Source organism: Agrobacterium tumefaciens, from assembly GCF_017726655.1.
GTDB lineage: Bacteria > Pseudomonadota > Alphaproteobacteria > Rhizobiales > Rhizobiaceae > Agrobacterium > Agrobacterium tumefaciens_B.
Genome location: NZ_CP072308.1, coordinates 665431 through 691459, shown reverse-complemented (window position 1 = coordinate 691459; position 26029 = coordinate 665431). Strand labels below are relative to the sequence as shown.

At 59.5% G+C, this 26029-nt stretch carries 25 protein-coding genes; 18 read left to right on the top strand and 7 right to left on the bottom strand.

Annotated elements, in window-relative coordinates; all coding sequences use genetic code 11:
- The first annotated feature begins 259 nt into the window (after nucleotides 1-259).
- The 8 genes from AT6N2_RS03520 to lipA all read left to right on the top strand — a co-directional run bounded on the left by AT6N2_RS03520 (nucleotide 260) and on the right by lipA (nucleotide 8180).
- Nucleotides 260-577 (top strand): FtsB family cell division protein, encoded by a 318-nt coding sequence (locus tag AT6N2_RS03520; RefSeq protein ID WP_004441601.1) that lies wholly within the window; start codon nucleotides 260-262, stop codon nucleotides 575-577.
- Nucleotides 578-730: 153 nt separating this feature from the next.
- Nucleotides 731-1774 carry a pyruvate dehydrogenase (acetyl-transferring) E1 component subunit alpha gene (pdhA, locus tag AT6N2_RS03515; RefSeq protein WP_004441604.1) on the top strand — a complete coding sequence of 348 codons (1044 nt, stop codon included), beginning with the start codon at nucleotides 731-733 and terminating at the stop codon, nucleotides 1772-1774.
- Between the two features lie 17 nt (nucleotides 1775-1791).
- Nucleotides 1792-3213, top strand: a complete 1422-nt coding sequence (locus tag AT6N2_RS03510) for a pyruvate dehydrogenase complex E1 component subunit beta (RefSeq protein WP_209088516.1) — start codon at nucleotides 1792-1794, stop codon at nucleotides 3211-3213.
- A gap of 14 nt (nucleotides 3214-3227) precedes the next feature.
- On the top strand, nucleotides 3228-4601 hold the full coding sequence (locus tag AT6N2_RS03505; RefSeq protein ID WP_209088514.1) for a pyruvate dehydrogenase complex dihydrolipoamide acetyltransferase: 1374 nt from the start codon (nucleotides 3228-3230) through the stop codon (nucleotides 4599-4601).
- A 12-nt stretch (nucleotides 4602-4613) separates the two neighbouring features.
- Entirely contained in the window at nucleotides 4614-5258 is a 645-nt protein-coding gene (locus AT6N2_RS03500; protein ID WP_209088511.1) for an SGNH/GDSL hydrolase family protein, read from the top strand.
- A gap of 57 nt (nucleotides 5259-5315) precedes the next feature.
- Nucleotides 5316-6761 (top strand): dihydrolipoyl dehydrogenase, encoded by a 1446-nt coding sequence (gene lpdA / locus AT6N2_RS03495; protein WP_209088508.1) that lies wholly within the window; start codon nucleotides 5316-5318, stop codon nucleotides 6759-6761.
- A gap of 96 nt (nucleotides 6762-6857) precedes the next feature.
- Nucleotides 6858-7106 carry a GlsB/YeaQ/YmgE family stress response membrane protein gene (locus AT6N2_RS03490; protein ID WP_063949028.1) on the top strand — a complete coding sequence of 83 codons (249 nt, stop codon included), beginning with the start codon at nucleotides 6858-6860 and terminating at the stop codon, nucleotides 7104-7106.
- A gap of 102 nt (nucleotides 7107-7208) precedes the next feature.
- Nucleotides 7209-8180 (top strand): lipoyl synthase, encoded by a 972-nt coding sequence (lipA, locus tag AT6N2_RS03485; RefSeq protein WP_063949027.1) that lies wholly within the window; start codon nucleotides 7209-7211, stop codon nucleotides 8178-8180.
- A gap of 181 nt (nucleotides 8181-8361) precedes the next feature.
- On the opposite strand, the gene AT6N2_RS03480 is transcribed toward lipA, so the two are convergent.
- From AT6N2_RS03480 to AT6N2_RS03470, 3 genes are all read right to left on the bottom strand, one after another.
- The gene (locus AT6N2_RS03480) at nucleotides 8362-9291 is read right to left on the bottom strand and encodes a DMT family transporter (protein ID WP_209088505.1); all 930 of its coding nucleotides are present in this window, start codon (nucleotides 9289-9291) and stop codon (nucleotides 8362-8364) included.
- 93 nt (nucleotides 9292-9384) lie between these two features.
- Entirely contained in the window at nucleotides 9385-10119 is a 735-nt protein-coding gene (locus AT6N2_RS03475; RefSeq protein WP_209088502.1) for a helix-turn-helix transcriptional regulator, read from the bottom strand.
- A gap of 125 nt (nucleotides 10120-10244) precedes the next feature.
- Nucleotides 10245-10421, bottom strand: coding sequence for a hypothetical protein (locus tag AT6N2_RS03470; protein WP_172801604.1), 177 nt, complete (start codon nucleotides 10419-10421; stop codon nucleotides 10245-10247).
- A 238-nt stretch (nucleotides 10422-10659) separates the two neighbouring features.
- Between AT6N2_RS03470 and AT6N2_RS03465 the strand changes: the two genes are divergently transcribed.
- Together AT6N2_RS03465 and AT6N2_RS03460 are read left to right on the top strand one after the other, a co-directional pair.
- Entirely contained in the window at nucleotides 10660-11229 is a 570-nt protein-coding gene (locus AT6N2_RS03465) for an AAA family ATPase (RefSeq protein ID WP_209088499.1), read from the top strand.
- A 9-nt stretch (nucleotides 11230-11238) separates the two neighbouring features.
- Nucleotides 11239-11691 carry a type II toxin-antitoxin system RatA family toxin gene (locus tag AT6N2_RS03460; protein WP_063949025.1) on the top strand — a complete coding sequence of 151 codons (453 nt, stop codon included), beginning with the start codon at nucleotides 11239-11241 and terminating at the stop codon, nucleotides 11689-11691.
- Here the strand turns inward: AT6N2_RS03460 and AT6N2_RS03455 are convergent.
- A complete protein-coding gene (locus AT6N2_RS03455; RefSeq protein ID WP_209088496.1) occupies nucleotides 11673-12182 on the bottom strand; it encodes a CinA family protein in 510 nt (169 codons plus the stop codon). The genes AT6N2_RS03460 and AT6N2_RS03455 overlap by 19 nt on opposite strands.
- A complete protein-coding gene (locus AT6N2_RS03450) occupies nucleotides 12179-13366 on the bottom strand; it encodes a bifunctional 2-C-methyl-D-erythritol 4-phosphate cytidylyltransferase/2-C-methyl-D-erythritol 2,4-cyclodiphosphate synthase (RefSeq protein WP_209088493.1) in 1188 nt (395 codons plus the stop codon). Before AT6N2_RS03450 ends, AT6N2_RS03455 begins: the two co-directional genes overlap by 4 nt.
- Before the next feature lie 275 nt (nucleotides 13367-13641).
- On the opposite strand from AT6N2_RS03450, the gene dusB reads away from it, so the two are divergent.
- From dusB to hflX, 8 genes are all read left to right on the top strand, one after another.
- Complete coding sequence (gene dusB / locus AT6N2_RS03445) at nucleotides 13642-14658, top strand: tRNA dihydrouridine synthase DusB (protein WP_209088490.1); 1017 nt, start codon at nucleotides 13642-13644, stop codon at nucleotides 14656-14658.
- Nucleotides 14655-15800: a two-component system sensor histidine kinase NtrB gene (locus AT6N2_RS03440; RefSeq protein WP_063949021.1), complete on the top strand. Its 1146-nt coding sequence runs from the start codon at nucleotides 14655-14657 to the stop codon at nucleotides 15798-15800. The genes dusB and AT6N2_RS03440 overlap by 4 nt, the downstream gene beginning before the upstream one ends.
- Nucleotides 15797-17248: a nitrogen regulation protein NR(I) gene (gene ntrC / locus AT6N2_RS03435; RefSeq protein WP_063949020.1), complete on the top strand. Its 1452-nt coding sequence runs from the start codon at nucleotides 15797-15799 to the stop codon at nucleotides 17246-17248. The genes AT6N2_RS03440 and ntrC overlap by 4 nt, the downstream gene beginning before the upstream one ends.
- Before the next feature lie 147 nt (nucleotides 17249-17395).
- A complete protein-coding gene (locus AT6N2_RS03430) occupies nucleotides 17396-19657 on the top strand; it encodes a sensor histidine kinase NtrY-like (protein ID WP_063949019.1) in 2262 nt (753 codons plus the stop codon).
- Entirely contained in the window at nucleotides 19647-21011 is a 1365-nt protein-coding gene (locus AT6N2_RS03425) for a sigma-54-dependent transcriptional regulator (protein ID WP_063949018.1), read from the top strand. Before AT6N2_RS03430 ends, AT6N2_RS03425 begins: the two co-directional genes overlap by 11 nt.
- A 48-nt stretch (nucleotides 21012-21059) precedes the next feature.
- Entirely contained in the window at nucleotides 21060-22436 is a 1377-nt protein-coding gene (gene trkA / locus AT6N2_RS03420; protein ID WP_209088487.1) for a Trk system potassium transporter TrkA, read from the top strand.
- A 184-nt stretch (nucleotides 22437-22620) separates the two neighbouring features.
- Nucleotides 22621-22863 carry an RNA chaperone Hfq gene (gene hfq, locus AT6N2_RS03415; protein ID WP_003496145.1) on the top strand — a complete coding sequence of 81 codons (243 nt, stop codon included), beginning with the start codon at nucleotides 22621-22623 and terminating at the stop codon, nucleotides 22861-22863.
- Nucleotides 22864-22966: 103 nt separating this feature from the next.
- Nucleotides 22967-24388 carry a GTPase HflX gene (gene hflX / locus AT6N2_RS03410; RefSeq protein ID WP_233282472.1) on the top strand — a complete coding sequence of 474 codons (1422 nt, stop codon included), beginning with the start codon at nucleotides 22967-22969 and terminating at the stop codon, nucleotides 24386-24388.
- 97 nt (nucleotides 24389-24485) lie between these two features.
- On the opposite strand, the gene mazG is transcribed toward hflX, so the two are convergent.
- Together mazG and AT6N2_RS03400 are read right to left on the bottom strand one after the other, a co-directional pair.
- Nucleotides 24486-25331 (bottom strand): nucleoside triphosphate pyrophosphohydrolase, encoded by an 846-nt coding sequence (mazG, locus tag AT6N2_RS03405; protein WP_063949016.1) that lies wholly within the window; start codon nucleotides 25329-25331, stop codon nucleotides 24486-24488.
- A gap of 22 nt (nucleotides 25332-25353) precedes the next feature.
- Nucleotides 25354-25968 carry a deaminase gene (locus tag AT6N2_RS03400; protein ID WP_419188616.1) on the bottom strand — a complete coding sequence of 205 codons (615 nt, stop codon included), beginning with the start codon at nucleotides 25966-25968 and terminating at the stop codon, nucleotides 25354-25356.
- Nucleotides 25969-26029 lie beyond the last annotated feature (61 nt).

The following is a 26029-nucleotide window of genomic DNA, read 5'->3' as shown; positions in this document are numbered from 1 at the left end:
GCACGGACTTGATGCGGGGTCCAGCGCGATCAAGTCTTTGATCGCGAAAGACACTTCTCACAGCACAGACGCGCTGTGGCTTGATGCCGGATCAAGTCCGGCATGACGAGCGTTCTCTTAACGTCGTTGCCATTACAGCCCGCCTTCCGGCGGGCTTTTTTCATGTCCAATTGCTGCTCATAATTTAAGGTCAACGGATAGTTAAACAATCCGCTCTAGTCTCAGACTCACGTTACGCGTTTTGAGGCATCTCTCCGGCATGTGGACCAGGCATCATAAAAAGAGACGATTCGGTCGGCTGATCGTTCCAGCCATTACCATCGCTTTTCTTTCCTATTTCGGCTATCATTCGATCCATGGCGATTTCGGCCTTCAGGCAACCGAGCGGCTGGAGCGGCAGCGTATCACCCGGACGGCGGAGCTTGCAAAGCTGACGCAGGCGCGCGTGGCGCTGGAGCGTCAAGTGGAGCTGTTGAGTGACGGTTCGCTCGAACGGGACATGATCGACGAGATTTCCCGGTACCAGCTGAACATGTCCCGAACGGACGAAATCGTCATCATGAACACATATTTCTGATTAACCGAAATTCGGTTAATTCAACATTTTTGATTTATTCACAGCATCTTAGCGTGAATATGTGCCATGCGTTTATAGCATTGCTGCATGGCGCTTTCTTGCATATGGTACGCGCCACTCTATCCATTCAAACGGCAACTCAGGGAGGGATGAATGGCGCCGCGAAAATCAGCGACCGTATCCGGCCGGAAGACAACGGCAAAGTCCGCAACCGAATTCACCGGCAAGAACAGCCCGGACTTCTCGAAGGAAGAAGAGCTTCACGCCTATCGTGAAATGCTGCTGATCCGCCGTTTCGAAGAAAAGGCCGGCCAGCTCTATGGCATGGGCTTCATCGGTGGTTTCTGTCACCTCTACATCGGTCAGGAAGCTGTCGTCGTCGGCATGCAGATGGCGCAGAAGGAAGGTGATCAGGTCATCACCGCCTATCGCGACCACGGTCACATGCTCGCCTGCGGCATGAGCGCCCGTGGCGTCATGGCCGAACTGACCGGCCGCAAGGGCGGCCTGTCGAAAGGCAAGGGCGGCTCCATGCACATGTTCTCGAAAGAGAAGCATTTTTATGGCGGTCACGGCATCGTCGGCGCACAGGTCTCGCTCGGGACCGGCCTCGCATTCGCCAACCGCTATCGCGGTAACGACAACGTCTCCGTAACCTACTTCGGTGACGGCGCGGCGAACCAGGGTCAGGTCTACGAGAGCTTCAACATGGCAGCTCTCTGGAAGTTGCCGATCATCTATATCGTCGAAAACAACCGTTACGCCATGGGCACCTCGACCGCCCGCGCAACCGCACAATCGAACTATTCGCTGCGCGGCCAGTCCTTCGGCATTCCCGGTATCCAGGTGGATGGCATGGATGTCCGCGCCGTCAAGGCCGCAGCCGATCAGGCGCTGGAACATTGCCGTTCCGGCAAGGGCCCGATCATTCTTGAAATGCTGACCTACCGTTACCGCGGTCACTCCATGTCCGACCCGGCGAAGTACCGTTCCAAGGATGAAGTGCAGAAGATGCGTTCGGAACATGATCCGATCGAGCAGGTGAAGGCACGCCTTCTGGAGCAGGGCTGGGCCAGCGAAGACGAATTGAAGGCCATCGACAAGGATGTCCGTGATATCGTTGCCGACAGCGCCGACTTCGCCCAGAACGACCCCGAGCCGGATGCATCCGAGCTCTACACCGACATTCTGCTCTGATCGGGAAAGGGAAACCCATGCCTGTAGAAATTCTTATGCCCGCCCTTTCCCCGACCATGGAGGAAGGTACGCTTTCCAAATGGCTTAAAAAGGAAGGCGACAAGGTCACCTCCGGCGACGTTATCGCGGAGATCGAAACCGACAAGGCGACCATGGAAGTGGAAGCCGTGGATGAAGGCGTCATCGGCAAACTGCTGATCGATGCCGGCACCGAAGGCGTCAAGGTCAACACCCCGATCGCCGTGCTCATCCAGGAAGGCGAAAGCGCCGACGACATCTCGTCCGCTGCCAAGAAGGAAGAGCCGAAGGCCGAAGCAGCCAACTCGGGTTCTGATGCCGCCGGCGGCAAAACCCGCGAAGCCACCGAAGAGCCGAGCGCTTCCAAGGAAGCCGCGAAGGTTCCGGCAGCACCCAAGATCGACGTCGCCGCCGACCCGGACATTCCGGAGGGCACCGAAATGGTTATGACGACGGTGCGTGAAGCGCTGCGTGACGCCATGGCTGAAGAAATGCGCGCCGATGAAAAAGTCTTCATCATGGGTGAAGAGGTCGCCGAATATCAGGGCGCTTACAAGATTACCCAGGGCCTGCTGCAGGAATTCGGCGAGCGCCGCGTCATCGACACCCCGATCACCGAACACGGCTTTGCCGGCATCGGCGTCGGTGCAGCCATGACCGGCCTGAAGCCGATCGTCGAATTCATGACCTTCAACTTCGCCATGCAGGCGATCGACCAGATCGTCAACTCGGCGGCCAAGACCCTTTACATGTCGGGCGGCCAGATGGGCGCGCCGATGGTGTTCCGTGGTCCTTCGGGTGCTGCTGCCCGCGTTGCGGCCCAGCACTCCCAATGTTACGCCGCATGGTACAGCCATATTCCGGGCCTCAAGGTCGTCATGCCCTATACGGCTGCCGATGCGAAGGGTCTTTTGAAGGCCGCCATCCGCGATCCTAACCCCGTCATCTTCCTCGAGAACGAAATTCTCTACGGCCAGAGCTTCGAAGTGCCGAAGCTGGATGATTTCGTGCTGCCGATCGGCAAGGCGCGCATTCATCGCAAGGGCAAGGATGCAACCATCGTTTCCTTCGGTATCGGCATGACCTATGCGGTCAAGGCTGTTGCGGAACTCGAAAAACTCGGCATCGACGTCGAATTGATCGACCTGCGCACCATCCGTCCGATGGACCTGCCGACCGTTATCGAATCGGTGAAGAAGACCGGCCGTCTCGTTACTGTCGAAGAAGGTTTCCCGCAGTCATCGGTCGGTGACTTCATCTCCAACCAGGTCCAGCGCGCTGCTTTCGATTATCTCGACGCGCCGATCCTGACGATTGCCGGCAAGGACGTTCCGATGCCTTACGCGGCCAATCTGGAGAAGCTGGCGCTTCCGAATGTCGATGAAGTCGTCCAGGCCGTAAAAACCGTCTGCTACAAGTAAGGGGAGGCGTTTCGATGCCTATCAATATCACCATGCCTGCCCTTTCTCCGACGATGGAAGAGGGCAATCTGGCCAAGTGGCTGGTCAAGGAAGGCGACAAGGTCGCTCCCGGTGACGTGATCGCCGAGATCGAGACCGACAAGGCGACCATGGAAGTGGAAGCCGTGGACGAAGGCACTGTTGCCAAGCTGGTCGTTCCGGCCGGCACAGAAGCCGTGAAGGTCAACGCCCTCATCGCAATCCTCGCCGCCGATGGCGAGGATGTGGCCGAGGCGGCAAAGGGCGGCGATGCGGCTCCTGCCAAGGCTGAGGCAAAGGCGGAAACGCCCAAGCAGGACGCCGTCAAGGCGGAAGCGCCGAAGGAAGAGGCTGCCCCGGCAAAGGCTGAAAAGCCGGTTGCCGACCAGCCTGCTGCTTCGTCTACGCCAGCGCCGGTTTCCAAGTCTGGCGAGCGCATCTTCGCGTCGCCGCTTGCGCGCCGTCTTGCCAAGGAAGCCGGTCTCGACCTCTCGAGCGTTTCCGGTTCCGGCCCGCATGGCCGTATTGTCAAGACCGACGTCGAAAAGGCTGCCGCCTCCGGCGGTGCGAAGGCTGCGCCAAGCGCCGCTGCTGCATCCGCAGGCACACCGGCTCCGGCGCTTGCCAAGGGCCAGTCGGACGAAGCCGTTCTCAAGCTGTTCGAAGAAGGCTCCTACGAGCTCGTGCCGCATGACGGCATGCGCAAGGTCATCGCCAAGCGTCTGGTCGAATCCAAGCAGACGGTTCCGCATTTCTACGTTTCCGTGGATTGCGAGCTGGATACGCTTCTGGCGCTGCGCGCCCAGCTCAACGCCGCTGCCCCCGAAAAGGACGGCAAGCCGGCCTACAAGCTGTCGGTCAACGACATGGTCATCAAGGCGCTGGCGCTGGCGCTTCGTGACGTGCCTGACGCCAACGTCTCCTGGACGGAAAGCGCCATGGTCAAGCACAAGCATTCGGATGTCGGCGTTGCCGTGTCCATTCCCGGTGGCCTGATCACGCCGATCATCCGCAAGGCTGAGCAGAAGTCGCTCTCCACCATCTCCAACGAGATGAAGGACTACGGCAAGCGCGCGAAAGAACGCAAGCTGAAGCCTGAGGAATATCAGGGCGGCACGACCGCCGTGTCCAACATGGGCATGATGGGCGTAAAAAGCTTCTCGGCTGTCATCAACCCGCCACATGCCACCATCCTGGCCGTCGGCGCGGGTGAAGAACGCGCTGTCGTCAAGAATGGCGAGATCAAGATCGCCAATGTCATGACGGTCACGCTCTCCACCGACCACCGCTGTGTCGATGGCGCGCTCGGAGCCGAACTGATCGGCGCTTTCAAGCGCTACATCGAAAACCCGATGGGCATGCTGGTTTGATCGGAGAGTGAGATGGTGAAGTCGGTCCTCTGCTTTGGCGATTCTCTTACCTGGGGATCAAATGCGGAAACGGGTGGCCGGCACAGCCATGACGATCTTTGGCCGAGCGTCTTGCAGAAGGCGCTCGGTCCTGATGTGCATGTGATCCACGAAGGGCTGGGCGGTCGCACTACCGCTTATGACGATAACACCGCCGATTGCGACCGCAACGGCGCGCGGATTCTTCCTACGTTGCTGCACAGCCATGCGCCGCTTGATCTGGTGATTATCATGCTCGGCACCAACGACCTGAAACCATCGATCCATGGATCGGCAATTGTCGCCATGAAGGGTGTCGAACGGCTGGTGAAACTCACGCGCAACCATATCTGGCAGGTCCCGGACTGGGAGGCGCCCGACGTGCTGATCGTCGCGCCGCCGCCGCTGTGCGAGACGGCCAACCCGTTTATGGGCGCGATCTTTCGCGATGCGATCGATGAATCGGCGATGCTGGCCTCCGTTTACCGGGATCTGGCCGACGAGCTCGATTGCGGCTTTTTCGATGCGGGTTCCGTGGCGCGCACGACGCCGGTGGATGGCGTTCATCTCGATGCTGAAAATACGCGGGCCATTGGACGAGGGCTGGAGCCCGTCGTCCGCATGATGCTCGGACTTTAAGAACAATTCCCGGTCGTGGCGCTGCTCGCGACCCGATAGGACAAGGCAGGATTTCCAATGGCTCAATCATATGACGTCATCATCATCGGTTCGGGACCGGGCGGCTACATTGCCGCGATCCGCGCAGCCCAGCTCGGCATGAAGGTTGCCGTCGTGGAGCGTGAGCATCTGGCCGGCATCTGCTCCAACTGGGGCTGCATTCCCACCAAGGCCTTGCTGCGCACCGCCGATGTCATGCACACCGCCACCCACGCCAAGGATTATGGCCTGACGCTGGAAGGCTCGATCAAGCCGGACGTCAAGGCAATCGTGGCGCGCTCGCGCGGCATTGCAGCCCGCATGAACAATGGCGTCGGTTTCCTGTTCAAGAAGAACAAGGTCGATATCATCTGGGGTGAAGCCAAGATCACCAAGCCGGGCGAGATCGTCGTCGGCAAATCCACCAAGCCGGTGGTTCAGCCGCAGGGGCCCGTGCCGAAAAACACGCTGGGCGAGGGCACTTACACTGCCAAGCACATTATCGTCGCAACGGGCGCCCGCCCGCGCGCGCTGCCCGGCATCGAGCCGGATGGCAAGCTGATCTGGACCTATTTCGAGGCGATGAAGCCGGAAGAAATGCCCAAGTCGCTGCTCGTCATGGGCTCTGGCGCCATCGGCATCGAATTCGCCAGCTTCTACCGCACCATGGGCGTCGACGTGACCGTGGTTGAAATCATGAGTCAGGTCATGCCGGTCGAAGACGCCGAAATCTCTGCCTTCGCCAAAAAGCAGCTCGAGAAGCAGGGCATGAAGATCCATCTGGAAACCAAGGTTTCCAAGGTGGAGAAGGGCGCGAACTCCATCACCGCGACGCTGGAGAAGAAGGACGGTTCTTCTGAAAAGATTACGGCCGATCGGATGATCTCCGCCGTCGGCGTCGTTGCCAACATCGAGGGCATCGGCCTTGAGACTGCTGGCGTGAAGACCGATCGCGGCTTCATCGTCATCGACGGTTACGGCAAGACCAACGTGCCCGGTATCTACGCCATCGGTGACGTCGCGGGTCCGCCACTGCTCGCCCACAAGGCTGAGCACGAGGCTGTCATCTGCGTCGAAAAGATCGCCGGTCTGCCGAATGTGCATCCCATGGACAAGCTCAAGATTCCGGGCTGCACCTATTGCAATCCTCAGGTCGCTTCTGTCGGTCTCACCGAAGCCAAGGCCAAGGAACAGGGCCGCGACATCCGCGTTGGCCGCTTCTCCTTTGCGGCAAACGGCAAGGCGGTTGCGCTCGGCGAAGACCAGGGTATGGTCAAGACCATCTTCGACAAGAAGACCGGCGAGCTGCTCGGCGCACATATGGTGGGCGCGGAAGTCACCGAACTCATCCAGGGCTTCGTGGTCGCCATGAATCTGGAGACGACCGAAGAAGACCTGATGCACACGATCTTCCCGCATCCGACCATTTCCGAGTCGATGAAGGAAAGCGTGCTCGACGCCTATGGCCGTGTGCTGAACGCATAAGTGCCGCGTGATGCCCGGCATTGTCTAACCATGCCGGGTGTCCCATATGTCTCGATGAAGCCTTAAGGCGGGGCTGTTGTTTCAGGGAGCGTGGGAATGGAAAGTGTAGGCTGGATTGCAGCAATCATCATCGGCGGTCTCGCCGGCTGGCTTGCGGGCAAGCTCATGGATATGCGCTTCGGCATTTTTATGAACATCGTGCTTGGCATTGTCGGTTCGGTGGTGGCTGTTGCAGTGCTGCGAACCTTCGATGTCTTCGTACAGGATAGCAGGCTCGGTTATTTCGTCACCTCGTTTCTCGGCGCAAGCCTGTTGCTGTTCATGGCAAAGCTCGTGCGGCGCTGACAAGGCTTCGTGACCGGAAGGGGCTTACGCTTTTTCTGGAATTGTTCTAAAGCATCGCACCAAAGATGTCTGGATCGCCAAGGGCGATGGAAGCAGGTTTTTATGGTCACTATTCTCGACAGGACGTCATCCGACGAAAAGCGTATCCGCCACCCGGAAAAGGCGCACAAGCCCGATACCGAGGTGATGCGCAAGCCCGAATGGATCCGCGTCAAGGCGCCGACCTCCAAAGGCTATCACGAGACGCGCGAGCTGGTGCGCAGCCACAAGCTGGTGACCGTGTGCGAGGAAGCCGGCTGTCCAAATATCGGCGAATGCTGGGACAAGAAACACGCGACCTTCATGATCATGGGTGAAATCTGCACCCGTGCCTGCGCCTTCTGCAATGTCGCGACCGGCAAGCCCAATCCCCTCGATATGAACGAGCCTGAGAACGTCGCCAAGGCCGTCAAGCAGATGGGCCTTTCCCACGTCGTCATCACCTCTGTCGACCGTGATGATCTTGCGGATGGCGGCGCTGAACATTTCGAAAAGGTGATCTGGGCGATCCGCGCCGCGTCTCCGACGACGACCATCGAAATCCTGACGCCAGACTTCCTGAAGAAGCCTGGCGCTCTGGAGCGTGTCGTCGCCGCCAAGCCTGATGTCTTCAACCACAACATGGAAACCGTTCCGGGCAATTACCTCACGGTTCGTCCGGGCGCGCGGTACTTCCACTCCGTGCGCCTGTTGCAACGGGTAAAGGAACTCGATCCCACCATGTTCACCAAGTCTGGTATCATGGTTGGCCTCGGTGAAGAGCGCAATGAAGTGCTGCAGCTGATGGATGATCTGCGCAGCGCGGACGTGGACTTCCTGACCATCGGCCAATATCTGCAGCCGACCCGCAAACACCACAAGGTCGAGGCTTACGTCACGCCTGAGGAATTCAAGTCCTACGAGACGGTGGCCTATACCAAGGGCTTCCTCATGGTCTCCTCCAGCCCGCTGACCCGTTCCTCCCACCACGCCGGTGACGATTTCGAGCGCCTGCGCGCGGCCCGCGAAAAGAAGCTGCTGGTGGCTGCGGAGTAAGCAAGCTCAGGCAGGGCAGTTTCGCGTCCATGGTGCGTCTGTCACTCTATCATTCCGGCCTTAAGACGGAATTTCGCCGACGCGCGTCGGAGCGGCGGCAAGGCTTTTGAGCCCATAGACTTGGGCTTGCTGGATAATGGCTGAAGGCCGTTAAGGCGGAAATTGAAGCTATCCTGATCACTCACGCCATGAGCTTTTCCGGCCGATGCGCGCGCATGCACAGGGCAACGCTCAGCACGACGGCGCAGATTGCGATGGCCTCGATCGATGTCGGCCCGCGCCCTTCCCACAGAAACCCATAGAGCAGCGCAAACAGGGTTTCGAACAGGATCATCTGCCCGACCATGGTCAGCGGGAGCATGCGGCTCATGCGGTTCCAAAAGGCGTTACCGAGGATGGAAGCCGTGAAACCCAGCCCGGCGGCGATGGCTGCGAAATGAAGCCATTCTGCTGCGTCGTGGGTTCCTGACTCGAATGCAAAGGCAGGAATGGCAAGGGCCAGCGCCAGTGCGCCAGTCACAACACCGGTCATCATGTTCCAGTCGTCGGCGCTGACGTCCTTCAGTCTCGAAAGCCAACGCGCGTTGCCGACGGCAAAGGCTGTCCAGGAGGCCAGCGCGCCGAGCGCGCAGATGAGGCCGACGACACGGGAGACGTCCAAACCACCGTCGCTCTGCATGAGCGATTGCCACGAAATGCCGACAATGCCGATCGCGCCAAATAGAAGCGACGGCCAGAGCCGGCGTAGCGAAACGGCGCCATGGTCGCGACTGCCGATGATGGTCACGGCAACAGGCAGGAAGCCGATGATGATGGAGGTAAAGGCAACGCCGCTCAGTTTAACGGCAGTCGAGATGAAGACGTAGTAGACGATATTGCCGATCATGCTCAGCCAGGCGAGCGCTATCCACTCCTGTTTGCCGAAGCTGGCTGAAACCTGCTTCATGCGCGGCCCGATAATGGCAAGCGAAATCAGCCCGTAGGTCAGGTATCGCGCCGTTGACAGTTGCAGGGCTGAAAAATCGGGCACGAGTTTGGGGGCGAGAAAGATGCCGCCCCACATAGCCCCTGCCAGCATGCCGTAAAAAACACCGAGACCTGTCCTGTTCATGTCCTGCCACATCCGCATTGCCATCAGCCTGCGGTGTGCCACAGCCGTCACAGGCTGTCTTGACAAAAACTCCTGATGCCTACGGCCGCCGGTTCACTGGATACCGCGGCTGCGACGATAGGCAGCCGGTGTTTCGCCAACGATATGGCGCATCGCGCGGGTCAAAGCCGTCTGGTCTGAAAACCCGGCGCGGAGCGCAATTTCAGCGATTGGAAGGCTCGGGTTTTGCAACAGGGCGCAAACTTTGCGCATGCGAAGCCCGGCCAGCCAGCGGTGAGGCGACAGCCCAAACTCCTCTATAAACAAGGCATGAAGGCGACTTTCGCTGATCGATACGCAGGTCGCCAATCGATCGATCGTCCATGGAGAGAAAGGTTCTGCTTCCACCAGCGCAGCCAAGCTGTTCAAGCGCGCGCGTATCCCGGGTTTTTCTCCGGCAAGACTGTCGATGAGCAGGGGCGCCCAAAGCCCCACGACGTCGTCGCGACATCCGTCTAAGCCGATGACCCCGCGCATAAAGTCGATCAAGTGCCGTGTATCCGAGGCAACATGGAGGAATGGATTGTGGGATAGCTTTTCGAGGGCCCGTTCGGAAATCCTATGTTCATCGAGCTCGACCACCAGCGAACGGTTGCCCGCCGTCTCACGTTGCGCATGGGACGTTCCGGAGTGAATGAAGACCCCGCGTGCGCAAGACAGTTCCTCCTGCCGGCCAGCGACATCGATCCACAGACGGCCGCGAACCGGAAGAACGATCTGCACGAAGGCGTGTCGCTCGTCGGGCCTTTCCTGCCGGTAACTTCTGATGTGGGCCGATGCGCCTGTCATCACACGATATTCCATGGTGCAAAGAAATGGCCGCCTCGGAAAGCGGCCCTTCAGCATCTGATTATGACATCGCCTTGAAGTTAGTGCCAGCCGCCTTTGTCAGTCGGCCATAACGGCCCTAACGATCAAACATCTTCCTTGGCGGTCGACTCGCCACGCTTGCGCTTGCGCAGAACCGGCTTGTTTTCTCTCGCCTCGCATTTTGCGACGTCGATCAGATAGGCAAGCATGGGCATTTCGTTCATCGATGCCAGTTGTTTGGCGGATTCGAGAAGGTTGATGATACTGGAAAAATCGTCCATCGGCTCACTCAGTGGCTCAAAGCGTTGTTTGTGGGTCTGTACCCAGAGATGAAGAGGCGCGGGGAAATTGGGAGGGCCCGGCACGTTTGCATCCAATGGGTGTAATATTAGTCGCAATTAAATAGCAATCCCAGGCGAGGGGTTGCAATAGTCAATTTTCCGTAACCGCCATGCGCCGCCGTCATGATACCGGATTGCGCGGCAGTAAATGTTGAACACGCGGATGAGGTCACGCACAATGCCGAACTACCTTGATGCTGTCGAAGAAGCCGCCGGAATCATCGCCAAGGCGCAGCGCATCATGGTCGTCGGCTGTCCTGGCGGCGGCAAATCAACGCTTTCGCGCAAGCTTGTACAGCGTTTTGGCTTGGAATACATATCGATGGACCGGGAGATTTTCTGGCTTCCCGGGTGGCAAGCCCGCCCTCGGCCCGAACAGCGTCAGATCATAGCCCGCATCGTTTCCCGCGAACGATGGCTGATGGACGGAAGCAATCCCTCGTCTTTTGATCTGCGCTTGCCCCGAACAGATATCGTCATCTGGATCCGTATGCCGCGCTGGCTTTGCCTCTGGGGCGCAATCACTCGAATCATTAAGGGATTTGGCAAAGCCAGACCCGAGATGGCCGACGGTTGCCCGGAAAGGCTCGACGGCGCATTTCTCCGCTACATCTGGAATTTCGAGAGGCGTCACGCACCGATCTTTGAGAGAAACTTCGATCTCTATGGGCCTGATGTGCCGATCTGGCAGGTGAAAAGCAGAAAACAGACGCGTCGCCTCCTTGATCTTCTGCATATCGAGGATTAACTGCCGCTCATGCCCAAGTTTGAAACGCATCGTTTTGTCAAACATTCTCCAGACCGCATGTACGACCTCGTGGCGGATGTGGAGAAATACCCGCAATTCCTGCCCCTATGCGAGGCTCTCACCGTCCGCTCCCGCAAGGAGAGGGATGGCAAGGAGCTACTGGTGGCCGATATGACGGTCGGGTACAAGGCGTTTCGCGAGACCTTTACCACACAGGTTCTGCTGAACCCCGCAGAACGCGCGATCGACGTGAAATATATCGACGGCCCGTTCCGGTACCTCGACAATCGCTGGCGATTCGAGGCGACGGAAAACGGCTCGACGGTGCATTTCTTCATCGATTACGAATTCAAGAACCGGCTGCTCGGCGCGGTCATGGGGTCCATGTTCGACCGCGCCTTCCGTATGTTTGCCGAAGCCTTCGAAGCACGTGCCGATAAGATTTATGCTGACCCGGCCTGATTGATCTCTGTCAGCATTTCAAGCGCGGTTCTGACCGTTGCAAGCCTGACAGCCGTCCGGCCGATGTCGCCGTACCGCATCTCACGGTGCAGGATCGTCCCGCGGCGGGACTGTGCGGCAAGGTGAACCAGACCAACGGGCTTATCGAGGGATCCGCCGCCTGGACCGGCGATACCAGTGACAGCCACCGCAAAATCGGCCCGCGACCGAAACAGTGCGCCCTGGACCATCTGCAGCGCGGTCTCTCGCGACACCGCACCGAAAACCCTCAGTGTTTCAGGAAGCACACCGAGCATGTCCATCTTCGCCTCGTTGGTATAGGTGACGAACCCACGATCAACGACGGCGGAAGAACCGGCAATGTCCGTCAGAGCACCGGCGATCAAGCCGCCCGTGCAGCTTTCCGCCGTCGCTACCATGAAGCCGCTGGCACTGAAGTCCGCGATGATCCGCTGCGCGATGTACTCAATCTCTGCCGGAAAGAGGCTCATAACGGTCTGCCTTTGTACACGACCGTGGCCGTGGCGATCGCTGCGATGCCCTCGCGGCGGCCAACGAAGCCGATCGTCTCATTGGTTGTCGCTTTTACCGAGCAGCGCTCCAGCGCGATGCCGAGCATGTCGGAAAGCGCTTCCCGCATGGCCTGCCGATGCGGCCCGATCCGCGGTGCTTCAGCGATCAGTGAGACATCGGCATTCATGATCGTGCCGCCATTGTCCCGCACCACCTTGGCCGCATGTTCGAGGAAAATGCGCGAGGCGGCCCCCTTCCATTGCGGATCGGAGGGCGGGAAGTGATCGCCGATGTCGCCGGCGCCGCAGGTGGCAAGCAGTGCATCCGTCAACGCATGCAGCGCCACGTCGGCATCGGAATGGCCTTTCAGTCTCTGATTATGTTCGATGAAGACGCCGCATAGGGTCACGCCATCTCCGGCCTCCAGCTGGTGCACGTCGTAGCCATTGCCGGTGCGAACGTCCGGCAATCCGAGAGAAAGCTTTTCATCGGCCATGGTGATATCCCGCTTGAGTGTAAGTTTGACATTGTCGACCGACCCGTCGGTCAACATCACAGGGATGCCAGCCCATTCGGCAATCGATGCATCGTCGGTGAAGTCCGTTTTGCCGGAAGCAGCAGCGGCGCGATGGGCGGCCAGGATGTCGCGATAAGCGAAACTCTGCGGTGTCTGCGCCGCATAAAGCCCCTGCCGGGACACCGTCTCCACGGCGTGTCCGTCATCGCCCCGTTTTAGCGTGTCGGTAACGGCAAGGGCCGGCAGCACAGCGTCCGCTCCGGCCGCGTGCAACGCAACGATGCGGTCCAGCATGTCGGCGTCAACGAAGGGCCGCACGCCGTCGTGGATCATCACATGGGTTGGTTCTTCCGGCGCAAGCGCTTCCAGGCCGGCCAACACCGATTGCTGGCGCGACGCGCCGCCCGTGACCGTGAGGATACGCTCATCCGCGCTTAGTCGTTGAAGGATCGGCGAAAGAAGTGCTGCGTCGTCGGCATGGCTGACGACAACGATAGGCGAGGTGTCGTTCCAACTGAGAAATCTCGCCAACGTGTGCTCGATCACGGCCCGACCGCCGATCGAGCGATATTGCTTGGGACCTTCCTCGGGAGAGCCTGCCCTTTCACCGCGTCCGGCGGCGACGATGACGATGCCGAGTTTCATAGTGCTTTCCTGCATTGGTCATATGCTTTGTGCGCAACCCTTAGCGGTTGACAGTCCTGCTCTAGCGTTTCAAAACCCGAATGGCCAGCCCGATAAGACGCACAGTCGCGCCTCGATGTCGCGGGATAGACTGCGATCGTGCTTTAAACCTGCACAAATTGCTGCCGACAGCAAAACAGGCAGGCAGCTGCCCCGCAAATAAAAGGGGCAAGCACCTAAAAGTGCTTGGCAACCGCACAAACACTGTCTAAAAATAATGCAAATAAACCTTCTGCATGAAAGATCATCAATTGCATCTTCCGGAGTTGTCAGAACCGTTCAGCATCGGCTCAGTCACGATACGTAATCGTGCCGTGCTGGCGCCCATGTCGGGCGTGACGGATCTACCGTTCCGGCAGCTTGCCTGGCGTTATGGCGCGGGTCTCGTCGTAACCGAAATGGTTGCCAGCCGCGAGCTCGTCGCCAACCGGGGCGAATCCTGGGCGCGTCTGAAAAATGCCGGCATGGTTCCGCACATGGTTCAGCTTGCCGGGCGCGAGGCGCACTACATGGCCGAGGCGGCAAAAATTTCCGCGCACAACGGCGCCGGCATTATCGATATCAACATGGGCTGTCCGGCCAAGAAGGTGACGGGCGGTTATTCCGGCTCGGCGCTGATGCGGGACCCCGATCATGCCCTCACGCTCATCGAGGCAACAGTCAATGCCGTCGACGTCCCCGTGACGCTGAAAATGCGTCTTGGCTGGGACGAAAATTCCATCAATGCGCCCGAGATTGCCCGCCGCGCCGAAGCGGCTGGTGTTCAGCTCATTACCATCCACGGGCGCACTCGCATGCAGTTTTACGAAGGGCGTGCGGACTGGGATGCCATTCGCGCCGTTCGCGAGGTCGTTGCCGTACCGCTGGTAGCCAATGGCGATGTTGAAACGCCTGAAGATGCGCGCGAAATCCTGCGTCGTTCCGGCGCGGATGCGGTCATGGTCGGCCGCGGTGCGCAGGGCCAGCCGTGGCTGCCGGCGGTCCTTGCAGGCCATGCGCCGCCGGATCGCGCCGATATTCCTGCAATCGCCGTCGAACATTACGAGATGATGCTGGACTTTTACGGACGGGAAGCGGGCCTGCGGCATGCGCGCAAACATCTGGGCTGGTATCTCGAGCGATTTGCACCTGACCTCGCCACGCCCGAGAAGGCCGAAATCATGACATCGCGTGACACGGGCGAGGTGGCGGACCGGTTACGCCGCGCCCTTTCCGCAACTACGGGCGAAGACGCCCCAAGGAAGGCCGCATGAGCGCTGACAAACACAGCCCGGCAGATACGAACCCACTCGCCATGGCGGTGCTGAACGCGGTTCAGAACCCGGTCATTCTGGTCGATGCCGAAGGTTTCATTGCCTTCGCCAATTGGGAGGCAGAAGCTTTTTTCGGCGCCAGCGCTTCGCACCTTGCGCGCTACCGCGTCTCCACCTTTATTCCCTTCGGCAGCCCGCTCCTGGCGCTCATCGATCAGGTGCGGGAACGCCGCGCGCCGGTGAACGAGTACCGCGTTGACCTGAGTTCGCCGCGCCTTGGTCAGGACAAGCTGGTGGATCTTTATGTCGCGCCTGTCGTGAGCGAGCCCGGCTCCGTCGTGGTCGTCTTTCAGGAACGGTCGATGGCCGACAAGATCGACCGGCAATTGACGCACCGCGCCGCCGCCCGTTCGGTCACCGGCCTTGCCTCCATGCTTGCGCATGAGATCAAGAACCCCCTGTCCGGCATTCGCGGCGCGGCACAGCTGCTGGAGACATCGGTTGCCGATGAGGATCGGGCACTGACGCGGCTGATCTGCGATGAAACGGACCGTATCGTCTCTCTGGTCGATCGCATGGAAGTGTTTTCCGACGAGCGGCCGGTGGACCGGATGCCGGTCAACATCCACTCCGTGCTCGACCACGTCAAGGCGATTGCCAAGGCCGGTTTTGCCCGAAACATCAAGATTTCGGAGAACTACGACCCCTCGCTGCCGCCGGTTTATGCCAATCGTGACCAGCTTGTGCAGGTGTTTCTCAATTTGGTGAAGAACGCCGCGGAAGCCGTAGCCAACCAGCCGGATGGCGAGATCGTGCTAACGACCGCCTACCGGCCAGGCATCCGTCTCTCGGTTGCCGGCAGCCGCGAACGCATCTCGCTGCCGCTGGAATTCTGCGTGCACGACAACGGCCCGGGCGTCCCGGCCGACCTGCTGCCGCATCTCTTCGATCCGTTCATCACCACCAAGACAAATGGTTCGGGCCTGGGTCTCGCGCTGGTCGCCAAGCTCATCGGCGCCCATGGCGGCATCGTCGAATGCGACAGCCAGAACCACCGCACGACATTCCGCGTATTGATGCCCGTCTCGCCGGAAGTGGCGCTTGACGACAGCTTGCCGAACCCGACAGGAAATGACAGATGACAGCTACGATCCTCGTCGCCGATGATGATGCCGCGATCCGCACCGTTCTGAACCAGGCGCTGAGCCGCGCCGGTTATGATGTGCGAATCACCTCCAATGCCGCGACGCTCTGGCGCTGGGTATCGGCAGGCGAGGGCGATCTCGTCGTGACCGATGTCGTGATGCCGGATGAAAACGCCTTCGACCTTTTGCCGCGCATCAAGAAGGCGCGCCCGGACTTACCGGTTCTGGTCATGAGCGCGCAAAACACCTTCATGACGGCGATCAAGGCCTCGGAAAAGGGCGCTTACGACTACCTGCCAAAGCCCTTTGATCTGACGGAGCTGATCGCCATCATCGGCCGTGCCTTGTCTGAGCCGAAGCGCAAGCCGGCAAAACTCGATGACGACATGCAGGACGGGATGCCGCTCGTGGGCCGCTCCGCCGCGATGCAGGAAATCTACCGCGTTCTTGCCCGTCTGATGCAGACCGATCTGACGCTGATGATCACGGGCGAATCCGGTACGGGCAAGGAGTTGGTGGCGCGCGCGCTGCATGACTACGGCAAGCGCCGCAACGGCCCCTTCGTCGCCATCAACATGGCGGCAATCCCTAGGGACCTCATCGAATCGGAACTGTTCGGTCACGAAAAGGGTGCATTCACCGGCGCCCAGAACCGCTCCACCGGTCGTTTCGAACAGGCCGAGGGCGGCACGCTGTTCCTCGATGAAATCGGCGATATGCCGATGGATGCCCAGACACGTCTGCTCCGTGTTCTGCAACAGGGCGAATATACGACAGTTGGCGGCCGTACACCGATCCGCACCGACGTGCGCATCGTCGCCGCAACCAACAAGGATCTGAAACAATCGATCAATCAGGGCCTTTTCCGCGAAGACCTCTATTATCGCCTGAACGTCGTCCCGCTACGCCTTCCGCCGCTACGTGACCGCGCCGAGGATATTCCTGATCTGGTGCGCCATTTCATCCAGACAGGCGAGAAGGAAGGGCTGGAGGGCAAGCGTTTCGAGAATGAGGCGCTGGAAGTCATGAAGGCCTATGCCTGGCCCGGAAACGTGCGCGAACTCGAAAACCTGATCCGCCGCCTGATGGCGCTTTATCCGCAGGAAGTCATCACCCGCGAGATCATAGAGCAGGAATTGCAGTCGGATGTGCCGGACAGCCCGCTCGACAAGATGGCTGTCCGCACGGGCTCGCTGACGATCTCGCAGGCGGTCGAAGAAAACATGCGCGACTATTTCGCGAGCTTCGGCGATGGCCTGCCGCCGCCCGGCCTCTATGACCGGGTGCTGCGCGAACTCGAATATCCGCTGATCCTCGCAGCATTGACGGCGACACGCGGCAACCAGATCAAGGCCGCCGATTTGCTTGGCCTCAACCGCAATACGCTGCGCAAAAAAATCCGCGAGCTCGGCGTTTCCGTCTATCGCAGCTCCCGCCCAACCTGACGATGTTGACAAGTCCGTCGTTGTCGTTGCATTTTCGCCACATTGTGTTGCTTGGACAACACTAGGACGCTCAAGATTCGCTAAGCAGCGGATTCGGTCCGACTTTCGTGAATGTGACGCTGGTAGGCCAGCGATTGGGAGTAGTGCATGCGGAAACCCGCCGCCGAAAACGCCGTTGCCGATGAAGCAGCGGGCATGGTGGTTGCCGATCGCCGGATGTCTTTCGCTTTGCCGGGGCTTGTGCTCGCGGGGGTCGCGCTCGTCTGCGCCATCATCACCCTTTTCGTCCTCCTTGGCGTCACACCGATCGCCCCGACCTCGAACGTCGTCATCGCATCGGTCATCATCAATTCGATCTTCGTCATTGGTCTGATCTTCCTGATCGGTCGCGAAATCAATCGGCTGCTCAAGGCCCGGAAAAAGGGAAGGGCGGCCGCACGGCTTCACGTGCGCATTGTCGTCCTTTTCTCCATCGTGGCGATCACGCCCGCCGTCCTCGTCGCCATCTTCGCCAGCCTGACGCTGAATGTCGGTCTCGACCGCTGGTTTTCGCTGCGCACGCAGTCGATCGTCGATTCATCCAGCAACATCGCCCAGGCCTATATGATGGAGAATGCCGGCTATCTTCAGGGCCAGACCCTGTCGATGGCGACCGATCTCGATCGCAATCGTGCGCTGTTTTACCTCGACCGTACCGGCTTTATCGATCTGATGACTCGCCAGGCCAAGGGACGCGGCCTGCTTGGCGCGTTTTTGGTGCAGGAAGACGGTGATGCGGTTGCGCAGGCCGATATCAAGACCGAAAAGCCGCTTCCCGCCATTCCGCATGACGCGCTCGAAAAGGCGGCTGCGGGGCAGCCGACGCTGATACCGCCCGGTATCACCAATCTCGTTGGCGCCATCATCAAACTCGAAGGCATCAGCGGCACCTTCCTATACACGGTCCGGGCCGTCGACCCCAAGGTCATGGGCGCGATGCGGCTGATGGAGGAGAACCGCGCGGAATACAAGGCCATGGAAGCAGGTCGCGCGCCGCTGCAGATCGCCTTTGCCATTCTGTATCTCGGTTTTGCGCTGATTGTGTTGCTCGCCGCTATCTGGACGGCGATTGCGGTCGCGGACCGGATCGTGCGGCCGATCCGCCTTCTCATCGGCGCCGCGGACAGCGTGGCAACCGGCAACATGCATGTGCTGGTGCCGGTGCGCGCCGTGGATGGCGACGTTGGGCGTCTGTCGCGCACCTTTAATAAAATGGTGTCGGAACTGCGCAGCCAGCAGGAGCAGATCATCGAGGCCAAGGACGACATTGACGATCGTCGCCGCTTCATCGAAGCCGTGCTATCAGGCGTTACCGCCGCCGTCATCGGTGTTGACGAGAACCGCAGGATCACCATCGTCAATCCATCCGGCGAGGAGTTTCTGGCGCAGACATCGGATCAGCTCATTGGCGCACAACTGTCTGATATCGCGCCCGAGATCGAGCAGGTGGTCACGGAGGCCAATACCTGGGCGCGCGGGAACTTCCGAAAGCAGATCAACATCATGCGACGCGGCAAGGAGCGTACCCTGAATGTGCAGGTGACGCGCGAGGATGCCCGCGACAGCCGCGATAGCTACGTCATTACCCTTGACGACATCACCGATCTCGTGATCGCGCAGCGCTCCACCGCATGGTCGGATGTGGCCCGGCGCATCGCGCATGAAATCAAAAATCCGCTGACGCCGATCCAGCTGTCTGCCGAGCGCATCAAACGCCGCTTCGGCAAGCAGATCGATGAAAACGACCGGGCCATCTTCGATCAGTGTACCGATACGATCGTCCGGCAGGTGGGTGACATTGGGCGCATGGTCGATGAATTCTCCGCCTTCGCGCGCATGCCAAAGCCGACGAAGGAAAAATCGGACCTGCGGGCTATTTTGAAGGATGCGGCTTTCCTGCGCGAAATCAGCGCCGCCGACACGAAATTTTCCACCGAGCTTGGCGATGTCCCGCTGGAGGGCATGTTCGATGCCCGCATGTTGGGTCAGGCCTTCGGCAATCTCATCAAGAATGCTACGGAAGCCATCGAAGCGGTGGAAGGCGAAAAGCGGCCGGGAAAAATCCTGGTGCGCGCGTCGTTCGACGAGGCCAACTCCCGTTTTGTGGCTGATATCATCGACAATGGCCGCGGCCTTCCCGTCGAGAACCGGCATCGCATTCTCGAACCCTATATGACCATGCGCGACAAGGGCACCGGCCTTGGTCTCGCGATCGTCAAGAAAATCATCGAAGAGCATGGCGGGTATCTGGAACTCCATGATGCCCCAGCCGAATTCGACCATGGCCATGGTGCCATGATCCGAGTGCTGCTGCCCTATATCGAGGCGGTCGGCAGCGAAAATAACAAGGAAGCAGCATATGGCGTCTGATATTCTGGTCGTGGATGACGAGGCGGACATTCGCGAAATCGTAGCAGGCATTCTTTCCGATGAGGGCCACGAGACACGAATGGCCTTTGACAGTGACAGCGCGCTCGCCGCCATTTCAGAGCGGGTACCACGCCTGATCTTTCTCGACATCTGGATGCAGGGTTCGAAGCTCGATGGTCTGGCGCTGCTTGACGAAATCAAGAGCCGCCACCCTGAAATCCCGGTCGTGATGATTTCCGGCCACGGCAACATCGAGACAGCCGTTAACGCCATCAAGCGGGGAGCCTTCGACTTCATCGAGAAGCCGTTCAAGGCCGACCGCCTGATCCTGATCGCCGAGCGGGCGCTTGAGAATTCCAAGCTGAAGCGTGAGGTTCAGGAGCTGAAGAAGCGCACCGGCGACGCAGTTGAACTCGTCGGCGCGTCGCTTGCAGTGTCGCAACTACGTCAAACCATCGACCGTGTGGCGCCAACCAACAGCCGCATCATGATCCTGGGTCCGTCCGGTTCCGGCAAGGAACTCGTGGCGCGCATGATTCACAAGAAATCGTCCCGGGCAACCGGTCCTTTCGTGGCGCTGAACGCGGCGACGATCACGCCTGATCGCATGGAGATCGCACTCTTCGGCACGGAGGGGTTGCCGGGCCAGCCGCGCAAGGTGGGCGCTCTGGAAGAAGCCCATCGGGGCGTTCTTTATCTCGATGAAGTCGGTGAAATGCCGCGCGAGACGCAGAACAAGATCCTGCGCGTTCTTGTCGATCAGCAGTTCGAACGTGTCGGCGGCGGCAAGCGGGTGAAGGTGGATGTGCGCATCATTTCCTCGACCGCACACCATCTTGAAAGCCTGATCGCGGAAGGGGCGTTCCGTGAAGACCTCTATCATCGCCTTGCCGTCGTGCCGGTGAAGGTGCCGGCGCTTTCCGAAAGGCGCGAGGATATTCCTTTCCTCGTCGATATGTTCATGCGGCAGATTTCCGAACAGGCGGGCATTCGTCCCCGCAAGATCGGCGACGACGCCATGGCTGTTCTCCAGACGCATGACTGGCCGGGTAACATCCGTCAGCTGCGTAACAATATCGAGCGCCTGATGATACTCGCCCGCCCTGAAGGCGGTGACGCGCCGATCTCGGCCGACATGCTGCCATCTGACATTGGCGACATGCTGCCCAAGATCGCGGCGCAGGGCGATCAGCACATCATGACCCTGCCGCTGCGCGAAGCCCGCGAGATGTTCGAGCGGGACTATCTCGTGGCCCAGATCAACCGGTTCGGCGGCAATATTTCCCGCACGGCGGAATTTGTCGGCATGGAACGCTCGGCACTGCATCGCAAACTGAAATCTCTCGGCGTATAAGAAAGTCGGGCGCTTCGCCGCATCGGATTATTCTGGCAGAGAGACAGCATGAAAGTCATCATTTGCGGTGCAGGGCAGGTGGGTTACGGCATCGCCGAACAGTTGTCGCGTGAAGATAACGACGTTTCCGTTATCGACACGGCAGCATCGCTCATCACTGCGATCACCGAAACGCTTGATGTGCGCGGCTATGTCGGCCACGGCGCGCATCCGGACATGCTGGCCAAGGCGGGCGCCGATCAGGCCGACATGATCATCGCGGTGACGCTGCATGATGAGATCAACATCGTCGCCTGCGAAGTGGCGCACGCGCTCTTCAGCGTGCCGACCAAGATCGCCCGAATCCGCGACCAGAGTTATCTGAAGCCGGAATATGCCGATCTCTTCAGCCGTGAGAACATGTCCATCGACGTGACGATTTCCCCGGAGGTTGAGGTTGGCAAGATGGTGCTGCGGCGCATCGCGTTCCCCGGCGCAACCGACGTCGTGCGCTTTGCGGATGACACCGTTTACATGCTCGCCATCGAGTGCATGGAAGACTGCCCTGTCATCAACACGCCGCTGCAGCAGCTTTCCAGCCTCTTTCCCGACCTCGTCGCTACGGTCGTCGGCATCTACCGCGATGGTATCCTTAAGGTCGCCAATTCGGCGGAACAGTTGCGAGTAGGTGACCTCGCCTATGTAATATGCCAGCGCCAGCACGCCCGTCGCACCTTGAGCCTCTTCGGCCATGACGAGCAGGAAGCGCAACGCATCGTGATTGCAGGTGCCGGCAATATCGGCCATTTCGTCGCCAGCAAGATCGAGGAGATGCAGCCGAAGACGCGGGTGAAAATCATTGAGGCAGACCGTGACAAGGCCGTGGCAGCGTCCGAACACCTCAGCCAGACGATTGTCATGCATGGCTCGGCGCTCGACCAGAAAATCCTCCTGCAGGCAGATATCCAGGACGCGGACCTGATCGTCACGCTCACCAACAATGACCAGACCAATATTCTGGCCGCTGTCATGGCAAAGCAGCTTGGCTGCAAGTCGAACCTTGCGCTCCTGAACAGTACGTCGTTCCACGATGTCGCAGATTCGCTTGGTCTCGATGCCTACATCAATCCCCGGGCCGTGACGATATCGCGCGTACTCCAGCACGTTCGAAAGGGTCGTATCCGTTCGGTCTATGCGGTCCAGCGCGGCTCGGCCGAGGTCATCGAGGCGGAGGCGCTGGAAACCTCGCCGCTTGTGGGACAGGCGTTCCGCGACATCGATATGCCCGAGGGGGTACGCATCGGCGCGATCTATCGCGACGGTATCGTCATACGTCCCGACGGCAGCACCAAGATCAAGGCGAAGGATCGCGTCGTGCTTTTTGCATCCGCCGATGCGGTGCGGGACGTGGAACAACTTTTCCGGGTTTCGATACAATATTTTTGACTGTTCCGAATTGAAAATGCGGGTCAATACTCGTAGCCGTCACACTGTTTTGACCGTTGCGGAACGGAACATGATTTGATACCAGAGTTTGAGGTCGGCCAAGCGGGGGACATGACTCGGCCGGCTTATTATTGATTGATTATTTTCCGGTATCCCTGCCGGCAAAAAAGAAAGAAGCGGCGCCATGGCGGAACGTTCTCAAAACCTTCAGGATCTCTTCCTCAACACCGTTCGTAAGCAGAAGATCTCGCTCACGATTTTCCTCATCAACGGCGTCAAGCTGACGGGCGTTGTGACCTCCTTCGACAATTTCTGCGTGCTTTTGCGCCGTGACGGTCATTCGCAGCTGGTTTACAAGCATGCGATTTCGACCATCATGCCCGGTCAGCCGATGCAGATGTTCGAAAGCGAAGAAGGCGCGGCCTGATAGCCTCCCTCGACGCCTATTCGCTTTAGATTGACCCGAAGCGGGAACATTTCCCGTTTCGCGAGGTTCTTTCCAATGGCCGTTCCCGCGGATGCGGTCGGCCATGAACCCATTAAATAAGGCCGAGCCCATTTCCACACGCGACACCTCGAACGAATCGATCATCCCGGAGCAGGAAAAACGCCGCGACGACATGCGCGCCGTCGTTCTCGTTCCGGTCCTCAAACAGCAGCGTGACAATCGCGATCCGGCCGCACCTGTGGCACCCGGTCGCTCGGTTGAAGCCAAGCTTGAGGAAGCGAAGGGGCTTGCGCTTGCCATCGATCTCGACGTGACACAGGGCCTTATCGTTCCGGTCAACCAGCCACGCCCGGCGACATTGTTCGGAACCGGCAAAATTGAGGAAATCGGTCATCTGCTTGATGAAACCGATTCCGGCCTCGTCATCGTCGATCATCCGCTGACGCCGGTCCAGCAGCGCAACCTCGAAAAACAGTGGAACGCCAAGGTCATCGACCGCACGGGTCTCATCCTTGAAATCTTTGGCCGCCGGGCCTCCACCAAGGAAGGCACGCTGCAGGTCGATCTCGCGCATCTGAACTACCAGAAGGGTCGCCTTGTCAGAAGCTGGACCCACCTTGAGCGCCAGCGCGGCGGCGCAGGCTTCATGGGTGGTCCGGGTGAAACACAGATCGAAGCCGACCGCCGGCTGCTGCAGGATCGTATCGTCAAGCTCGAAAAAGAGCTCGAGCAGGTGGTTCGCACGCGCCAGCTGCACCGCGCCAAGCGCCGCAAGGTGCCGCATCCGATCGTGGCTCTTGTTGGTTACACCAATGCTGGCAAGTCAACGCTTTTCAATCGCATCACCGGTGCTGGCGTTCTGGCCGAAGACATGCTGTTCGCGACGCTCGACCCGACCCTGCGACGCATGAAGCTGCCGCACGGCCGCACAGTTATCCTGTCGGACACGGTCGGCTTTATCTCGGATCTGCCGACCCACCTCGTTGCGGCCTTCCGTGCCACGCTGGAAGAGGTACTCGAAGCCGATCTGATCCTGCATGTCCGCGACATGTCCGACCCTGACAATGCGGCGCAATCGGCAGACGTGCTGCGTATCCTCAGCGATCTCGGCATCGATGAGAAGGAAGCCGAGCAGCGCATCATCGAAGTCTGGAACAAGGTCGACCGTCTTGATCCGGAAGCGCATGACGCCATCATGCACCGTGCCGAGGGGCGATCGGATATCCGTGCGGTGTCGGCGATAACGGGCGAGGGCGTCGATGCCCTCATGGATGAGATTTCCAAGCGCCTGTCCGGTGTGCTGACGGAGACGACCGTTCTGCTTTCGGTGGAGCAGCTCCCGCTGATTTCCTGGGTCTACAGCAATTCCATCGTCGATAGCCGTGAAGACCATGAGGACGGATCGGTTTCTCTCGATGTGCGCCTATCGGAAGCGCAGGCTGCGGAGCTGGAGCGCAAGCTCGGCAAGACGACCATCAGCGAGCGGGAAGACTGGGAACGCTGAGCGCTCCGAAAAGGATGCAAGGATGACGTCGGTGTGATTGGCGGGACGCACAGTTCCTCTGGCGGCGCCAGCCGGAGCACCCGCCGCACCTGCACGATCAGAGTGAAAGCGAATCCAGCGAACGCTCGATCCGTTTCGCTGCCTGCCACAGCTCTTCCATTCTCTCGAGGCTCGCGCCTTGCAGCGTCTCGCCATTGTCGCTGAGCGATGTCTCGATGTGATTGAAACGCCTGCGGAATTTTGTATTCGTGCCGCGCAGCGCATCTTCCGGATCGGCTTTGACATGTCGGCCGATATTGACGAGGGCAAAGATCAGGTCGCCCAATTCGTCGGAGACCTGTTCCGGCCGTCCCTGCGCCAGCGCCTCGCGCAACTCGGCGATTTCTTCCTCGATCTTGTCGAGGATGGGAGCAGGGTCGGACCAGTCAAAGCCGACACGCGCGGCCTGCTCCTGTAACTTCAAGGCTTCCGTCAGCGCCGGCTGGCTGCGCTGGACGCCGCCAAGAAATCCGGCGTTGAAATCTTCGGTGATGCCACGGCGCGCGCGTCGCTCCGCACGTTCGCGCTTTTCTTCGGCCTTTATCACATCCCATTGCAGCTTCACGCGGTCGGCGGTGTCCGCATCGGAAACAGCAAAAACATGCGGGTGGCGGCGGATCATCTTTGAGGTCACCGCCTTCACCACGTCCCCGAAAGCAAACTCGCCCCGTTCCTCGGCGATGCGCGCATGGAACACAACCTGAAGCAGAAGGTCGCCCAGCTCTTCGCAGAGGTCGTCCATATCATTGCGCTCGATTGCGTCGGCCACTTCATAGGCCTCCTCGATCGTATAGGGCTTGATCGTCTCGAAGGTCTGGACGATGTCCCAGGGGCAACCGGTTTCCGGCTGGCGAAGCGCTTCCATGATCTCGATCAGGCGGGAAATATCCTTCGAGGCTTCCATGTGTCTCACACCTTCATGCTTATCAGTTCAGCGGAATATCATTGCCGCTTTTTGAGGACTGGTAGCTGTTCGACAGGTCGTCGTAAGCAGCCTTGATGCGGGCAGTCTGCGCCTTCAGCGTTGTGCGCAGCGGGTCTTCCTCACCCTCCACCAGATCGGCGATGAAAAACGAATTCCAGAAAGCATTGGCTCGGCGATATCCACCCGGCTCCAGCCCGAAGACCTCCTTCAGGATTTTAAGATCATGCGGAATCGCGAAGGCGTCGCGGGAATCCTCATGGCTGAAGAAAGAATAAAAGTTATCGAATCCGGCCCAGGTGATGGCGGACATGCACATGGTGCAGGGTTCATGCGTCGACAGGAAGATAAGGTCCCTGGTGTTGAGCTTTTCGCCCAACTCGTAGAACCGTTTCAGCGTGTGGACCTCGCCGTGCCAAAGCGGGTTTTCAAGCTCGTTATTGGTCTCGGCGACCACCAGTGAAAGGTCCGATTTGCGCAGGATCGCCGCACCGAAGACCTTGTTTCCTAGGCTGACGCCGCGTGCCGTCAAGGGCAGAATATCGTGTTCGATGACATCGAGAAGGCGGGCCGCGAGTGGCTGGTTGGTCAAGGGTCTGATCCTTCGTTCCGCCTTCATTAAAAGGCGGTGTCTGCTTGGGAGACGTCTGGTGCTTGCTGCTGCCCCTTGTTCGGCGCAT

Bases quoted from the DNA above. Each gene is read 5' to 3' on its own strand.
- AT6N2_RS03520 (WP_004441601.1), top strand. From the start codon at position 260: ATGTGGACCAGGCATCATAAAAAGAGACGATTCGGTCGGCTGATCGTT.
- pdhA (WP_004441604.1), top strand. From the start codon at position 731: ATGGCGCCGCGAAAATCAGCGACCGTATCCGGCCGGAAGACAACGGCA.
- AT6N2_RS03510 (WP_209088516.1), top strand. From the start codon at position 1,792: ATGCCTGTAGAAATTCTTATGCCCGCCCTTTCCCCGACCATGGAGGAA.
- AT6N2_RS03505 (WP_209088514.1), top strand. From the start codon at position 3,228: ATGCCTATCAATATCACCATGCCTGCCCTTTCTCCGACGATGGAAGAG.
- AT6N2_RS03500 (WP_209088511.1), top strand. From the start codon at position 4,614: ATGGTGAAGTCGGTCCTCTGCTTTGGCGATTCTCTTACCTGGGGATCA.
- lpdA (WP_209088508.1), top strand. From the start codon at position 5,316: ATGGCTCAATCATATGACGTCATCATCATCGGTTCGGGACCGGGCGGC.
- AT6N2_RS03490 (WP_063949028.1), top strand. From the start codon at position 6,858: ATGGAAAGTGTAGGCTGGATTGCAGCAATCATCATCGGCGGTCTCGCC.
- lipA (WP_063949027.1), top strand. From the start codon at position 7,209: ATGGTCACTATTCTCGACAGGACGTCATCCGACGAAAAGCGTATCCGC.
- AT6N2_RS03480 (WP_209088505.1), bottom strand. From the start codon at position 9,291: ATGAACAGGACAGGTCTCGGTGTTTTTTACGGCATGCTGGCAGGGGCT.
- AT6N2_RS03475 (WP_209088502.1), bottom strand. From the start codon at position 10,119: ATGACAGGCGCATCGGCCCACATCAGAAGTTACCGGCAGGAAAGGCCC.
- AT6N2_RS03470 (WP_172801604.1), bottom strand. From the start codon at position 10,421: ATGGACGATTTTTCCAGTATCATCAACCTTCTCGAATCCGCCAAACAA.
- AT6N2_RS03465 (WP_209088499.1), top strand. From the start codon at position 10,660: ATGCCGAACTACCTTGATGCTGTCGAAGAAGCCGCCGGAATCATCGCC.
- AT6N2_RS03460 (WP_063949025.1), top strand. From the start codon at position 11,239: ATGCCCAAGTTTGAAACGCATCGTTTTGTCAAACATTCTCCAGACCGC.
- AT6N2_RS03455 (WP_209088496.1), bottom strand. From the start codon at position 12,182: ATGAGCCTCTTTCCGGCAGAGATTGAGTACATCGCGCAGCGGATCATC.
- AT6N2_RS03450 (WP_209088493.1), bottom strand. From the start codon at position 13,366: ATGAAACTCGGCATCGTCATCGTCGCCGCCGGACGCGGTGAAAGGGCA.
- dusB (WP_209088490.1), top strand. From the start codon at position 13,642: ATGAAAGATCATCAATTGCATCTTCCGGAGTTGTCAGAACCGTTCAGC.
- AT6N2_RS03440 (WP_063949021.1), top strand. From the start codon at position 14,655: ATGAGCGCTGACAAACACAGCCCGGCAGATACGAACCCACTCGCCATG.
- ntrC (WP_063949020.1), top strand. From the start codon at position 15,797: ATGACAGCTACGATCCTCGTCGCCGATGATGATGCCGCGATCCGCACC.
- AT6N2_RS03430 (WP_063949019.1), top strand. From the start codon at position 17,396: ATGCGGAAACCCGCCGCCGAAAACGCCGTTGCCGATGAAGCAGCGGGC.
- AT6N2_RS03425 (WP_063949018.1), top strand. From the start codon at position 19,647: ATGGCGTCTGATATTCTGGTCGTGGATGACGAGGCGGACATTCGCGAA.
- trkA (WP_209088487.1), top strand. From the start codon at position 21,060: ATGAAAGTCATCATTTGCGGTGCAGGGCAGGTGGGTTACGGCATCGCC.
- hfq (WP_003496145.1), top strand. From the start codon at position 22,621: ATGGCGGAACGTTCTCAAAACCTTCAGGATCTCTTCCTCAACACCGTT.
- hflX (WP_233282472.1), top strand. From the start codon at position 22,967: ATGAACCCATTAAATAAGGCCGAGCCCATTTCCACACGCGACACCTCG.
- mazG (WP_063949016.1), bottom strand. From the start codon at position 25,331: ATGGAAGCCTCGAAGGATATTTCCCGCCTGATCGAGATCATGGAAGCG.
- AT6N2_RS03400 (WP_419188616.1), bottom strand. From the start codon at position 25,968: ATGAAGGCGGAACGAAGGATCAGACCCTTGACCAACCAGCCACTCGCG.